Source organism: Serratia sp. CY47444 (genome assembly GCF_052168635.1).
In the GTDB taxonomy this organism is placed as follows: Bacteria; Pseudomonadota; Gammaproteobacteria; order Enterobacterales; family Enterobacteriaceae; genus Serratia; species Serratia bockelmannii.
The window spans coordinates 502,548-516,089 of the sequence record NZ_JBJNMH010000001.1 but is presented as its reverse complement, the minus strand read 5'-3'; the positions used below and the strand labels follow the sequence as shown (position 1 = coordinate 516,089).

Below are 13,542 nucleotides of genomic sequence, written 5' to 3'. Positions count from 1 at the left end.
GAGAACGACACATGCATGCAGGTATGCCATTACTGAGCCACGCGGAGCAGCAGGAAGCGGCGGATCGCATCCATCAGCTGATGGAACAGGGCATGAGCAGCGGTGAGGCCATTGCTCGCGTTGCGCAGGAAATTCGTGAGCAGCATCAGGGCGCTCAGGTTGCGGTGCTGTTCGATGACGAAGACGAGCAGCAGGATGCCGCACCGGAGGCGTCGCGGGATGACGATGCTGAAGAAGACGAAGACTATTGATGTTATCGGGGCCGCGCAAGCGGCCCCGTGAGTGTCAACCGTTGGCCTCCACTGCGGTGGCGGCCTGTTTCGCTTGTTCCACCGCCTGTTCCGTGGTGTCCGCCGTCGCCAGCGCTACACCCAGGCGGCGTTGGCCGGCGATTTCCGGCTTGCCGAACAGACGCAGCTGGTTGTGCCCGCGCAGCGCGTTTTCCAATCCGCTGAAGCGCACATCGGTGCTGGTGAGCTGTGGCAGGATCACCGCCGAAGCGGAAGGGCCGAACTGGCGGATAGCGCCGATCGGCAAACCGAGAAACGCGCGCACGTGCAGGGCGAACTCAGACAGATCCTGTGAAATCATTGTGACCATGCCGGTATCGTGCGGGCGTGGCGACACTTCGCTGAAGATCACGTCGTCGCCGCAGACGAACAGCTCCACGCCGAACAGGCCGAAGCCACCCAGGGCTTTCACCACCTTCTCCGCGATAGCCTGAGCACGGCTCAGCGCCGTAGCCGACATACGCTGAGGCTGCCAGGATTCGCGATAATCTCCGTCTTCCTGACGGTGCCCGATCGGCTCGCAGAAATGCACGCCGTCCACGGCGCTGATGGTCAGCAGCGTAATTTCAAAATCAAATCTTACCAGCCCTTCGACGATCACCCGGCCACCACCGGCACGACCACCCTGTTGGGCGTAATCCCAGGCGCTTTGCAGCTGTTCGGGCGTGCGGATCAGGCTTTGGCCTTTGCCGGAGGAGCTCATCACCGGTTTGACGATGCACGGGTAGCCGATGTGTTCGACCGCCTGCCGGAAGGCGATTTCACTGTCGGCAAAGCGGTAGCTTGAGGTGGGCAGAGCGAGCTCTTCCGCCGCCAGACGGCGGATGCCTTCACGGTTCATCGTCAGGCGGGTGGCTTCGGCACAGGGCACCACGCGGTGGCCCTGGCGTTCAAGCTCGACCAGCATGGCAGTGGCGATCGCTTCGATTTCGGGAACGATATAGTCAGGCCGCTCTTGTTCGATAACGGCTTTCAGCGCGTCACCATCTAGCATATTGATGACGTGGCTGCGGTGCGCCACATGCATGGCGGGGGCGTCGGGATAGCGATCGACGGCGATCACTTCCAGACCGAGGCGCTGGCATTCAATGGCGACTTCTTTACCCAGCTCCCCGGAGCCGAGCAACATAACGCGGGTGGCGGAAGGGCGCAGGGCGGTTCCAATCGTTAACATAGTGTCGTACCTGGATCGGTGAAAGTAAGCGGATTGATTATCGGCGGGCAGTATATACGAAAACGATTGCGTTCACAGCCGCTGCGCCAGGTTTGTTGCTAACTGACTGTTTTTATAACAAACAGAAATATTTGCCCTGCATGAGCGATTATGCGTTAATAACCGACGGCGAAAGAAGGCCTACATATAACAGGGTTTTCGCGTCTCGTGCCGTTAAGGCAGGTTTATCAAGTAAAGGAAACACAAATGAGCAAGATCACTGGTCACGTTAAATGGTTCAACGAAAGCAAAGGTTTCGGCTTCATCACGCCTGCCGACGGCTCTAAAGACGTTTTCGTTCATTTTTCCGCTATCGTTAGCGATGGGTTCAAAACCCTGGCTGAAGGCCAGCAGGTTGAATTCTCCATCCAGGACAGCCAACGTGGCCCTGCTGCAGCCAACGTCGTTGCGATTTAACGACTGCGTTGCCAAGAAACCCGCCGCCGGCGGGTTTTTTTATGCCCGCACCCCGTAACGCCGCCCATCTCTGTTATCATTTACCCCTGATTCGGCGCCAACCTGCGGGCGCGCCGCCATTCCATTCGTCATATAAGAGTTATCGCCGTGAGCACAGTTTCTTTTTCTTCCCTGCCGCTGCCAGCCGAACAGTTGGCCAACCTCAACGAACTGGGGTACGCCGAAATGACGCCGGTACAGGCCGCCGCATTGCCCGCCATCCTGCAAGGGCGGGACGTGCGCGCCAAGGCGAAAACCGGCAGCGGTAAAACGGCGGCCTTCGGCATTGGTCTGCTGAACAGTATCGTCGTCGGTCAGGTCGCCACGCAGGCGCTGGTGCTCTGTCCCACCCGCGAGCTGGCCGATCAGGTGAGCAAAGAGCTGCGCCGCCTGGCGCGTTTCACGCAAAACATCAAGATCCTGACGCTGTGCGGCGGTCAGCCGATGGGGCCGCAGCTCGATTCGCTAGTGCATGCGCCGCACATCGTGGTGGGGACGCCGGGCCGTATCCAGGAACACCTGCGCAAGAAAACGCTGCAGCTGGACGAGCTGAAGGTGCTGGTGCTGGATGAGGCCGATCGCATGCTGGACATGGGGTTCGCCGACGACATCGACGATGTGATCAGCTATACGCCGCCGCAACGTCAGACGCTGCTGTTTTCCGCCACGTACCCGGCAGGCATCGAGCGCATCAGCGCGCGCGTTCAACGCCAGCCGCTGAGCGTCGAGGTGGACGATGGAGAAGCGCAGGCCTCCATCGAACAACGCTTTTATGAGACCACGCGCGATCAGCGCCCGGCGCTCCTGGTGTCGGCTATTCGCTATCATCAACCCGCGTCCTGCGTGGTGTTCTGCAATACCAAACGCGATTGTCAGACGGTGCTTGAGGCCCTGGAGGCCCGCGGCATCAGCGCGCTGGCGCTGCATGGCGATCTGGAACAGCGCGACCGCGACCAGGTGTTGGTGCGTTTCGCCAACCGCAGTTGCCGAGTATTGGTGGCGACCGACGTTGCCGCACGCGGGCTGGATATTAAAGAGCTGGAGCTGGTGGTCAACTACGAACTGGCGTTCGATCCCGAAGTGCATGTGCACCGTATTGGCCGTACCGGCCGCGCCGGCATGAGCGGGTTGGCGATCAGCCTGTGCACGCCGCAGGAAATGGCGCGTGCGCACGCGATTGAAGACTATCTGCAGATGAGCGTCGACTGGTCGCCGGTGTCCGAGCTGAGCGGGGCGGCCAACGGCTCGCTGGAGGCGGAGATGGTGACGCTGTGCATCGACGGCGGCCGCAAGGCGAAGATCCGTCCCGGCGATATTCTCGGGGCGCTGACCGGTGATGCCGGGCTGACGGCGGCGGAAGTGGGCAAGATTGACATGTTCCCAGTGCATGCCTATGTCGCAATCCGCAAAGCCAGCGCGCGCAAGGCGCTGCAACAGTTGCAGCAGGGCAAAATCAAAGGCAAAAGCTGCAAGGTGCGGCTGCTGAAATAAGCCGAAGGCGGGCGGCGGTTTGCCTTCCCGCCACGATCTATTTATACTGTACATAATTACAGTAATTTGAGTTTTTGAGGACGCACGCATGGCGGTTGAAGTTAAATATGTGGTGGTGAGAAACGGTGAGGAAAAAATGACTTTCGCGAGCAAGAAAGAAGCCGACGCCTACGACAAAATGCTGGATCTGGCGGACAACCTCGGGGAGTGGCTGCAGCAGGCACCGCTGACTCTGGATGACGAACAGCGCGAAGGCTTGAGCTTCTTCCTGGCGGAGAATAAGGACGCGCTGGGTCTGATTTTGCGTGGCGCTTCGCCGGCGGAAACCCTCAAAAAACCGGCGGAAAGCAAAGCGAAAAAAGCGACATCTAACCCAAAAGAGGGATCTGCGTCAGAAAAGCAAGCAGCATAATGACTTATGTTGCGGTGTTGTGATGAAAAAGGATCTAAAATGAGCCGTGAAATAACTTTCTTCAGCCGCTTTGAGCAAGACATTCTGGCCGGGCGTAAAACCATCACCATTCGGGATGCCAGTGAGTCGCACTTCGAACCGGGCGAGGTATTGCGCGTAAGCCGCAATGAAGACGGCGTCTTTTTCTGTTTTATCGAAGTGCTGTCGGTAACGCCGGTGCGCCTGGATGCGCTGACCGAACGCCACGCACAGCAGGAAAACATGTCGCTCGGCGAACTGAAGCAGGTGATCAAGGAAATCTATCCGGGCCTGGATGCGCTGTTTGTCATCGAGTTCGTCAAACGGTAACTCTTTGCCGAAACCCTGTTGTGAGCCAGGGATGGGCGCCCGGATAGCGCTAATCACAACGGGAGGACATATGAAAAAAATGGGTTTGGCTATCGCCTTGTTGGCCATGATGGGAGCATCAACCGCGGTGTGGGCGCAGGATCACGAGCAACGCACCGCCAAGGTGGGGCAGTGTGCAGGCCTGCAGCCGGCGGATATCGCCGCCCAGGTCAAGCGCGACTTCTTGCAGAACCGCATCACGCGTTGGGAGGCGGACAAAAAACTGCTGGGCACCGCAACCCCGATCGCCTGGGTGAGCCCGGATGCCATCACCGGCAAGGATCAGGTGTGGCAGGTACCGTTGACGGTGCGTGGCACCAAGGCAGATAAAACCTACAACGTGACGCTCAACTGCAACACCGGCGAAATCGCCTACAGCGCGCCGCAGTAATACTGTTTTGCAATAAAAAGCCCGCCTGGTGGCGGGCTTGATGCATCAAGACGAGGTCAGTCGCTGAACGGGATCACCAACTCACCCGGCTTCACTTCCAACCCCTTCGCCAGTTTTTTCGCCAGCGCTTCGGTTTTGCTGTTGTCAGGATTTAGCACATAAGCCGGCTTTTGGTCGAAGTAAGACTTCAGTGACTGGTTCAGATACGGCGTCAGCGCTTTCATTACCGTCTGCATTTTTTCCGGCTGCACGCTGTAATCAGTCAGCTCCATGTCCTTCAGGAAAATGGCGCCCTGCGCCCGGTCGTAAACCGGCTGCGCCTTCAGCGTCAGCTTCAGATCCGCGGTCTGCGGGCCGAGAATCGACGTGATATTGACCTTGGCGTCGCCGGAAAGGGTAACTTTACCCGGTTCGCTGCGGCCGATTTGGCTTTGCAGCTGAGTCAGCACGATATTGGCGTCCACCAAGCCGGGCACGCCGATCTGCTTCTGATAGTCGTTGTGTTTCTGCAGGTAATCATTCACTTCCTGCTCGCTCAGGGTGTACTGGGTCAGTTGATTGCAACCGGCCAATACGCCGGCGAACAGCAGGGCGGCTGCGCCCATCAGGATCTTCTTCATTAATGCCTCATTGCGACTGCTGGCGAAAAGTGCTGCAGATAATTGATTAATCATTATAAACGTTCCGCCTGCGCGTGAAAACGACAGGCGGCGATGTGCAAAGGATAGTGCGCGCAAAAGCGGGTGAGACCTATCGGATAACGCCGAAAGCATCAGCGCCGCAATCGTAGCGCCAAGAGAATTACGCCGGCCACGCAGGCCGCGCTCCCCAACAGCGGGAACAGCGGGATGCCCCACAGCCGCAGCGAAGAATGCATCAGATAAGGCGCCAGCCCCAGAGCAAAAGCGGCGGTGACGATGGCGATAGCCAGCGTGACGGCGGCGCGTTCCAGCGCTTTGCTCAATTGGCCGAGGTTCTTGACGTTGATCTCGGCATTGAGCTGCCCCCGCTTCAGGCGACGTACCAACAACCGCAGGGTTTGCGGCAGCTCCTCTCCGGCGTCGAGCGCTTCCCCGCCCAGGGCCAACAACCGCTGGCGCACGGCGTCGGGGGCATAGCGCTGCAGCACCGTTTGTTGCAACATCGGCTTGAGCGTGGCGACGATGTCGAAGGCCGGATCCAACCGATGCAGCACGCCGTCGGCGGTGATTAATGCCTTGAACAGCAGCACCAGGTCGGGCGGCAACGCCAGCTGGTGTTCACGCGCCATCACCAGCAGGTCGGTCAAGGCTTTACCCAGCGTCAGGGTGGCGGCGGCCTGTTTGTCGAGAAAGTTTTGCGCTGCCAACTCCAGATCCATCAGGTCCAATGGCTCGCTGTCCGACCAAGCGATCAGCGTGTTGACGATGCCTTCTGATTGACGATCGGCGATGGCTTGCAGCAGCAAAAGTAACTGGTTGCGCCGCCGCTCGGACAGCTGGCCCACCATGCCGAAGTCGATAAAGCCGACGCGGTCGCCGCTCAGCGCCATGACGTTGCCGGGGTGGGGATCGGCGTGATACAGCCGATGCTCCAGCACCATGCTCATAAAGGCGCGGGCGCCGCGTTGTGCCAGCAGCGGGCCGTCAAAGCCTGCCGCCGCCAATTGCTGAGGGTTCTCCGGCGCGGTACCGGGCAAGTATTCCTGCACTAACAGACGCGGAGACGACCATTGCCAATAGATTTTCGGCACGACCACGTCGGGTTCTCGTGCAAACATCTTGGCGACGCGATCGCAGTTATGCCCTTCGTGAGTCAAATCCAGCTCGTGATTGAGCGCCGTCGCCAGCGCTCGGACCATCTGCCGCGGCCGATAGCGTGCCAGCGTGGGGCTCTGCTGCTCCACGGTTTCCGCCAGCGAGGCCAGCAGCCGCAGATCGGCGTGGATGGTTTTCGCCAGGCCGGGCCGCAGCACTTTCACCACCACCTGTTCGCCACTGTGCAAGCGGGCGCGGTAAATTTGCGCCATCGACGCTGCCGCCAGCGGCGTGCGATCGAACTCGGCAAACAGGTGCTCGGGCTCGCCCCCCAGATCGGCAACGAGCTGCGGCGCCAGTGTCTCCCATGGCAATACCGCCGCTTGGCTGTGCAGGCGATCCAGTTCGTCGGTCCAGGCCGGATCCAGGAGGTCAGAACGCGTGGCCAGGATCTGACCGAATTTGACGAAGGTGGGGCCCAGCGCCTCGAGCGCCTCCCGCAGCCGTTCAGGCAGGGTCTGTGCGTCCTGCAGGGCGGGCTCGCCGCGGACACCGCGCAGCAATGCCCCCAGGCCCAGCAAGCGCAGAACGTCTTGCAGACCATAACGAATCAGAACGGAGGTAATTTCCTTCAGCCGCGCCCGATCGCGAGCGGTGGCGAGCACCATTTTCAACATCAGTACGCCATGTCCTTTTTGTGACTCTCGAACGTTATTGTTCCATATCCAGTAGCAACGGCACCTCGCTGCGCTGCGCCATGCGGTTGCGGTAGGCTTCCACGTTATCCGGCAGCGCAACCCCGGCGACGATCGACAACGAGCGTAGCAGCGGGAACAGGTGAATGTCGTCCTCGGACAGCTCGCCGTTCACCGCGTCAGCGGAGACGATCAGCGGTGACAGGGTTTGCAGATCGGCCTCCAACTGGGCGATCAGATCGGCGCTGTTGGCGAGATGTTCGGCGAAATCTCCGATTGACGCCTGTTTTTTATCGATAAAGTACTGGCGGGCACTGGCGGTGGCAAACTCTTCGAAATCGGCATGCGCAATACGCGGCAGCAGCAATTTTGCGCTGTAACCGCCGACCCGCTGCAGCCATTCGGCGATAGCCGGGTTGGTGCGGCCGGTCAGGACCGGCTTGCCGTCCAACCCATCGACATAGCGTACGATATCCAGGCTTTCCGGCATCGCTTCACCGTTGTCTTTAATCAGAATCGGCACCATTTTTTTGCCGATCAGGTTGAACGGGGTCGTCTCATCGTCGTTGAGCAACGTGACCAGGCGAATCGGCAAACGTTTCAGGCCGAAAATCATGCGGGCTTTAACGCAGAATGGGCAATGATCGTAAATGAACAGTTTCATGCTTGCTCCGGGTTGTCAGGTTTTAACAGCAATAGTTACCACAGCTTATCGAGGCTGTCTTGACGTGCGTGTGTTGGATGGTGCGTTATTGCGATATTGCCCGCGCACCGGCACGGGCTAGAGGGCGTTATTTCTTGGCCGGTACCGAGTTGAGCACATCGATCAGGTGAATGCGAGCTTCTTCGAGGTCGATTCTGTCACGTTCGTTGGCGGCGGTGACGACCTGCAGCTGCTTGATAATATCGTCCTTCAGGCCGGCGTCACTGGCGAGGATGTGGGCCAGTGCTTTTTCCACCAGGGTGGAACGCGCATAAATCATGCGCAAGTTCAGTATCATATGTTCGAGTAGTTGCGGTAATTTTGCTTCTTCGCTCATGCCGACGGGCTCCTGTGGGTGTTTTTACTAACAGGATAGCAGCTGTTGCCGATTCGGCCGGATTTCTATGGCGTTAACCGCCGCGCAGCATCATCGGGGCGCTGCGTCGTGGGCTGAACTGCCAGTACAGCGCCAGCAGCGTAGCGAAGCCTACTGCCCCAAGCAGCAACCAGGGCAGCTCCGGCATGTTCATCGTGCGTCCGGTATCGTACATCCAGCCGCCGCCGGTGTAACCCAACGCGCCACCCAGCGCCAGGCCAAGGCGACTGAAGCCCATATAGCTGCCGCGTGCACGCGGATCCGCCAGCGAAGCGCTTAGCGTTTCGCGCGCCGGCTCGGCGATAATCGATCCCAGATAGAAGCAGCAGATCAGTGTGAACACCCCCTGCAGGGTGGTGGCGAGGCCAATCGGCAGCAGGCTGAGCGTCATTAGCAACAGGCCCGCCATCAGGCGCTGCTCAAGCCGGAAGTGTTTTTCTCCCCAACGCGCCAACGGATAGAGCAGCGACAATGACAGCGCCGCTTCAATCGCATACATCCATTTTACTGCCGCCGGTGAACCGGCGATTTCGTTGACCACGATCGGCAGCATCAGCATCACCTGTACCGCCAGCATATAGTAACCGGTCAGCGTCAGGACATAGGTGAGGAAGCGGCGATCGCGCAGTACCCGCAACATGCCTTCCTTCATCGGTATACGCACGGTAGAGATGCGGTAAGCCGGCAGTAGCCATGCGTTCCAGCCAGCGGCGAGCACGAAGATCGCCGCCCCAACCCAGCAGACAAAGTGGAAATCGTACTGCAGCAGCCAACTGCCGATCAGCGCGCCGACCACCGCCCCCGCGCTGTCCTGCATCATCAGCAGCGAGAAAAAACGGCCGCGTTCATGCGGGCGGGTCAACTTGATTACCAAAGCGGTGCGCGGCGGATCGAATAACGTGCCGCCGAGGGCGGACAGCGCGCAGGAGAACCACAGGATCCAAGGCTCATCCGCCATCGCCATGGTAGCGAAACCGGCGGCGCGCAGCAGCATGCCGGTGACGATCATCGGCTTGGCGCCGAAGCGATCGGCGATGGCGCCGCCAAAGATGCCGAGCCCTTGTTGCAGCAGCTGACGCAAACCCAGCGCGATGCCGACGATCAGCGCCGCCCACCCTAATTGATCGACAAAGCGGATCGAAATAAGCGGGAACACGACAAAGAAGCCTAAAACCACCAGCAGGTTGTCGAGCAACAGAAAATATTTACCCAAGCTGCGCGCTTGCGACACCAGAGACATGCATCACCATGAGCAATTAAGAGAGAGGGGAAGGCAACCCCACCATTCTCTACCCAATTGCCGGACGGCGACAGGGGCGGAGTAGATAATATTTTTTTATCGTCAAGGTGTTACCTGCGCTGCAAAATAGGCGGAAAAACGCCGTAAAACGCGTATTCGGCGATTTACTGAGCGACTGGGATTTTACCTCGGGGGCGGGCTACGGTTATATTGAATGCAGGGAAGTGCGGTTCTGAGGCGCTATTGGCTAAATAAAGTCATGGCATTAGATCGGCGCCGGATAATTCACCATGCGACTTCCCAATAAATACTTCTTATCGAACCGTTTTGACTGCGGGGGAAATGATGTTCGGCTACCGCTCTGCATCGCCAAAAGTACGTCTTACTACCGACCGGATGGTGGTCCGTTTAGTGCATGAACGGGACGCCTATCGTCTGGCGGACTATTATGCCGAGAACCGGACCTTTCTCAAACCCTGGGAGCCGGTGCGCGATGAAAGCCACTGTTATCCGTCCGGCTGGCAGGCGCGCCTGGGGATGATCGCTGAAATGCAAAAGCAGGGCAGCGCCTACTATTTTATCCTGCTCGATCCGGAAGAGCAGGAAGTCCGCGGTGTGGCGAACTTCAGTAACGTGTTGCGCGGTTCGTTTCACGCCTGTTTCCTCGGCTATTCGCTGGGGGAGAAATGGCAGGGGCAAGGGCTGATGTTCGAAGCCTTGCAGTCCGCCATCCGCTATATGCTGCGCCAACAGCGCATGCACCGCATCATGGCCAACTATATGCCGCACAACCAGCGCAGCGGCGCATTGCTGACGCGTCTGGGATTTGAACGCGAAGGTTACGCCAAGGATTACCTGCTGATCGATGGCCAGTGGCAAGACCACGTTTTGACGGCATACACCAATAAAGAGTGGCTCCCCCCACGTTGAGGCCAAACGATGAAATATGAATTGAACGCCAAAGAGGCCCGGGTCATCGGCTGCCTGTTGGAAAAACAGGTGACGACGCCGGACCAATACCCGCTTTCGCTTAACGCCATTACCCTGGCCTGTAACCAAAAGACCAACCGCGAGCCGGTGATGGATCTGAGCGAGAGTGAGGTGCAGCAACTGCTGGATCTGTTGCTGCGCAAACATTTCCTGCGCACCCTCAGCGGATTCGGCAATCGGGTAGTGAAATACGAGCAGCGGTTTTGCAATTCCGAGTTTGGCCAGCTGAAACTTTCACCCGCCGAACTGGCGGTGATCGCCACTTTGTTGCTGCGCGGTGCGCAAACACCGGGCGAGCTACGCACCCGCACCAATCGGATGCACGAGTTCAGCGATGTCAGCGAGGTCGAGCAGGTGCTGCAACAGCTGGCCACGCGGGAAGATGGCCCGTTCGTGGTGCGCCTGGCTCGTGAGCCGGGCAAGCGCGAAAGCCGGTTCATGCATCTGTTCAGCGGCCAGATTGATGAAGCGCCGCCGGCGGCGTTCGAATCCGAGGAAGACAGCGAACTGAGCGCCAGGGTCAGCGCATTGGAAAACGAAGTGGCGGAGCTGAAACGGCAGCTGCAACACCTGTTGGCGAGGGATGCGAATGACTAAATTACGAGTAGGCGTGGTGGGATTGGGCAGTATCGCGCAGAAGGCTTACCTGCCAATCCTCGGCCAAGCGGCGGATTGGACGCTGGTGGGCGGTTTTTCGCCCAATCAGCAAAAAGCGCAGCCGCTGTGCGACAGCTACCGCATGGCCTGTTTCTCCCGGCTGGACAGCCTGGCCGAACAGTGCGACGCCGTATTTGTCCACAGCAGCACCGCCAGCCATTTTTCGGTCATTGGCGAGCTGCTAAACCGCGGCGTGCACGTTTACGTCGATAAGCCGCTGGCGGAAACGCTGGAGCAGGGCGAGCAACTGCTCGAGTTGGCCGAACGGCGAGGCAAAACGCTGATGGTGGGGTTCAACCGCCGTTTCGCGCCACTTTACCGGCAGCTCAAGCTGGAAATGAACCAGCCGGCCTCTATCCGTATGGATAAACATCGGGCGGACAGCCTCGGTCCGCACGATCTGCGTTTTACCCTATTGGATGATTACCTGCACGTGGTAGACACTGCGCTGTGGCTGGCGGGCGGACGCGAGCAACTGTTGAGCGGTAGCTTACGGGCCAGCGCCGCAGGCGAAATGCTGTACGCCGAGCACCACTTCGCCTGCGGCGACACGCAGGTGACGACCAGTATGCATCGCCGCGGTGGCAGCCAGCGCGAAAGCGTGCAGGCGGTGACCGACGGCGCGCTGTATCAGTTGACCGATATGCGCCACTGGCTGCGTGAAGATGTACAGGGTGAGTTGGAACAGCCGGTGCCGGGTTGGCAAAGCACGCTGGTGCAACGCGGCTTCGACGGGGCGGTACGGCATTTCCTTGATGCCGTCGCCAACCAGAGCGCGCCGGAAACCGGCGGCGAACAGGCGCTGGTCGCCCAGCGGGTGGTCGAGCGTTTGCTGCGGGATAACTCTATGTAACATATGGCGGTAGCTATTCTTTTCCGGATGCGTAAACTGAGCCGATTGTTTCACTGACGCCTGCTGTTGCAGGCGTTGATATTTACGGTACCTATCAGACAACCACATGAACCTACTCAAATCCTTGGCTGCCGTCAGCTCGATGACGATGTTTTCGCGGGTGTTGGGCTTTGCCCGCGATGCGATCGTCGCGCGCGTGTTCGGGGCCGGCATGGCAACGGACGCCTTCTTCGTGGCGTTCAAACTCCCTAATCTGCTGCGCCGTATCTTTGCCGAAGGCGCGTTTTCGCAGGCCTTCGTGCCGATCCTGGCCGAATACAAGAGCCAGCAGGGTGAAGAAGCGACGCGCACCTTTATCGCCTATGTCTCCGGGCTGTTGACGTTGGTACTGGCGGTGGTGACGGTGTTGGGGATGCTGGCCGCGCCCTGGGTGATCTACATTACTGCGCCGGGCTTTACCGACACGCCCGACAAATTTGCGTTGACCTCGGCGCTGCTGCGCATCACGTTCCCCTACATTTTGTTGATCTCACTGGCGTCGCTGGTGGGGGCTATTCTCAATACCTGGAACCGCTTCTCGATCCCGGCCTTTGCCCCCACGTTGCTTAACGTCAGCATGATCGGCTTCGCGCTGTTCGCCGCCCCGTATTTCCACCCGCCGGTGCTGGCGCTGGCGTGGGCGGTGGTGGTCGGCGGCGTGCTGCAACTGGGCTATCAGTTGCCGCACCTGCGTAAGATCGGCATGCTGGTATTGCCGCGCCTCAAACTGGGTGATGCCGGGGTCTGGCGCGTGATGCGCCAGATGGGGCCGGCGATCCTCGGGGTGTCGGTCAGCCAAATCTCGCTGATCATCAACACCATTTTCGCTTCGTTCCTGGTGTCCGGCTCGGTGTCCTGGATGTACTACGCTGACCGCCTGATGGAGTTTCCGTCCGGCGTGTTGGGCGTGGCGTTGGGCACCATCCTGCTGCCGTCGTTGGCCAAAAGCTTCTCAAGCGGCAACCACGACGAGTATTCGCGCCTGATGGATTGGGGGCTGCGCCTGTGCTTCCTGCTGGCGTTGCCGAGCGCCATCGCGCTGGGTATTTTGGCCAAGCCGTTGACCGTCTCGTTATTCCAGTACGGCAAGTTCAGCGCCTTTGACGCAGCGATGACGCAACGCGCGTTGGTGGCGTACTCGGTAGGGCTGATGGGGCTGATCGTGGTTAAAGTGTTGGCGCCAGGCTTCTATTCGCGGCAGGACATTAAAACGCCGGTCAAGATCGCCATCATCACGCTCATCATGACACAGGTGATGAACCTGGCGTTTATTGGTCCGCTTAAGCATGCCGGTCTGGCGCTGTCGATCGGTTTGGCGGCCTGCCTGAACGCCACGTTGTTGTATTGGCAGCTGCGCAAGCAGAAGATCTTCCAGCCACAGCCGGGTTGGGCACTGTTCCTCACCAAGCTGGTGATCGCCGTGCTGGTGATGTCGGCGGTGCTGATTGGTGTGATGTGGCTGATGCCGGCCTGGGATCAGGGCAATATGCTGGAGCGTTTGCTGCGCTTGGCGGCGGTGGTCGTGGCCGGCGTGGTGGCCTACTTCGGCGTGCTGGCCGGGTTGGGTTTCCGCCCGCGTGATTTTGCGCGCCGCGTCGCCTGAGCCGAATGCA

Annotated in this window: 16 protein-coding genes; 10 read left to right on the top strand and 6 right to left on the bottom strand. The window is 59.4% G+C overall.

From position 1 onward, the window contains the following. Positions 1 to 11 precede the first annotated feature (11 nt). Positions 12 to 251: a YoaH family protein gene (locus ACJ8IL_RS02360; RefSeq protein WP_025303152.1), complete on the top strand. Its 240-nt coding sequence runs from the start codon at positions 12 to 14 to the stop codon at positions 249 to 251. A gap of 34 nt (positions 252 to 285) precedes the next feature. Here the strand turns inward: ACJ8IL_RS02360 and purT are convergent, their stop codons facing one another. Then, positions 286 to 1,464, bottom strand: a complete 1,179-nt coding sequence (gene purT / locus ACJ8IL_RS02355; RefSeq protein WP_442516317.1) for a formate-dependent phosphoribosylglycinamide formyltransferase — start codon at positions 1,462 to 1,464, stop codon at positions 286 to 288. A 246-nt stretch (positions 1,465 to 1,710) separates the two neighbouring features. On the opposite strand from purT, the gene cspE reads away from it, so the two are divergent. The 5 genes from cspE to yebF all read left to right on the top strand — a co-directional run bounded on the left by cspE (position 1,711) and on the right by yebF (position 4,640). Further along, positions 1,711 to 1,920, top strand: coding sequence for a transcription antiterminator/RNA stability regulator CspE (gene cspE / locus ACJ8IL_RS02350; RefSeq protein ID WP_004927572.1), 210 nt, complete (start codon positions 1,711 to 1,713; stop codon positions 1,918 to 1,920). Between the two features lie 147 nt (positions 1,921 to 2,067). Further along, entirely contained in the window at positions 2,068 to 3,450 is a 1,383-nt protein-coding gene (gene dbpA / locus ACJ8IL_RS02345; protein WP_043143580.1) for an ATP-dependent RNA helicase DbpA, read from the top strand. A gap of 88 nt (positions 3,451 to 3,538) precedes the next feature. After that, complete coding sequence (locus ACJ8IL_RS02340; protein WP_025303149.1) at positions 3,539 to 3,862, top strand: YebG family protein; 324 nt, start codon at positions 3,539 to 3,541, stop codon at positions 3,860 to 3,862. 39 nt (positions 3,863 to 3,901) lie between these two features. Continuing rightward, a complete protein-coding gene (gene yqfB, locus ACJ8IL_RS02335; RefSeq protein WP_004927562.1) occupies positions 3,902 to 4,210 on the top strand; it encodes a N(4)-acetylcytidine aminohydrolase in 309 nt (102 codons plus the stop codon). 70 nt (positions 4,211 to 4,280) lie between these two features. Next, positions 4,281 to 4,640, top strand: coding sequence for a protein YebF (yebF, locus tag ACJ8IL_RS02330; RefSeq protein ID WP_060433258.1), 360 nt, complete (start codon positions 4,281 to 4,283; stop codon positions 4,638 to 4,640). A 56-nt stretch (positions 4,641 to 4,696) separates the two neighbouring features. Here the strand turns inward: yebF and ACJ8IL_RS02325 are convergent, their stop codons facing one another. The 5 genes from ACJ8IL_RS02325 to mdtH all read right to left on the bottom strand — a co-directional run bounded on the left by ACJ8IL_RS02325 (position 4,697) and on the right by mdtH (position 9,390). Continuing rightward, entirely contained in the window at positions 4,697 to 5,260 is a 564-nt protein-coding gene (locus tag ACJ8IL_RS02325; protein ID WP_025303147.1) for a lipoprotein, read from the bottom strand. A gap of 152 nt (positions 5,261 to 5,412) precedes the next feature. Next, positions 5,413 to 7,053, bottom strand: coding sequence for an ABC1 kinase family protein (locus ACJ8IL_RS02320; RefSeq protein ID WP_141998269.1), 1,641 nt, complete (start codon positions 7,051 to 7,053; stop codon positions 5,413 to 5,415). A gap of 34 nt (positions 7,054 to 7,087) precedes the next feature. Further along, positions 7,088 to 7,735, bottom strand: a complete 648-nt coding sequence (gene grxB / locus ACJ8IL_RS02315) for a glutaredoxin 2 (RefSeq protein WP_049295784.1) — start codon at positions 7,733 to 7,735, stop codon at positions 7,088 to 7,090. Between the two features lie 127 nt (positions 7,736 to 7,862). Further along, complete coding sequence (locus ACJ8IL_RS02310) at positions 7,863 to 8,111, bottom strand: hypothetical protein (RefSeq protein ID WP_043143592.1); 249 nt, start codon at positions 8,109 to 8,111, stop codon at positions 7,863 to 7,865. 73 nt (positions 8,112 to 8,184) lie between these two features. Next, a complete protein-coding gene (gene mdtH, locus ACJ8IL_RS02305) occupies positions 8,185 to 9,390 on the bottom strand; it encodes a multidrug efflux MFS transporter MdtH (protein WP_043143594.1) in 1,206 nt (401 codons plus the stop codon). Positions 9,391 to 9,735: 345 nt separating this feature from the next. On the opposite strand from mdtH, the gene rimJ reads away from it, so the two are divergent. The 4 genes from rimJ to murJ all read left to right on the top strand — a co-directional run bounded on the left by rimJ (position 9,736) and on the right by murJ (position 13,532). Further along, complete coding sequence (gene rimJ, locus ACJ8IL_RS02300) at positions 9,736 to 10,320, top strand: ribosomal protein S5-alanine N-acetyltransferase (RefSeq protein ID WP_025303142.1); 585 nt, start codon at positions 9,736 to 9,738, stop codon at positions 10,318 to 10,320. Between the two features lie 9 nt (positions 10,321 to 10,329). Continuing rightward, the gene (locus tag ACJ8IL_RS02295) at positions 10,330 to 10,977 is read left to right on the top strand and encodes a YceH family protein (RefSeq protein ID WP_025303141.1); all 648 of its coding nucleotides are present in this window, start codon (positions 10,330 to 10,332) and stop codon (positions 10,975 to 10,977) included. Then, positions 10,970 to 11,890, top strand: a complete 921-nt coding sequence (locus tag ACJ8IL_RS02290) for a Gfo/Idh/MocA family protein (protein ID WP_442516316.1) — start codon at positions 10,970 to 10,972, stop codon at positions 11,888 to 11,890. Before ACJ8IL_RS02295 ends, ACJ8IL_RS02290 begins: the two co-directional genes overlap by 8 nt. Positions 11,891 to 11,996: 106 nt before the next feature. Beyond that, positions 11,997 to 13,532, top strand: a complete 1,536-nt coding sequence (murJ, locus tag ACJ8IL_RS02285; protein WP_043143599.1) for a murein biosynthesis integral membrane protein MurJ — start codon at positions 11,997 to 11,999, stop codon at positions 13,530 to 13,532. The last annotated feature ends 10 nt before the right edge of the window (positions 13,533 to 13,542 follow it).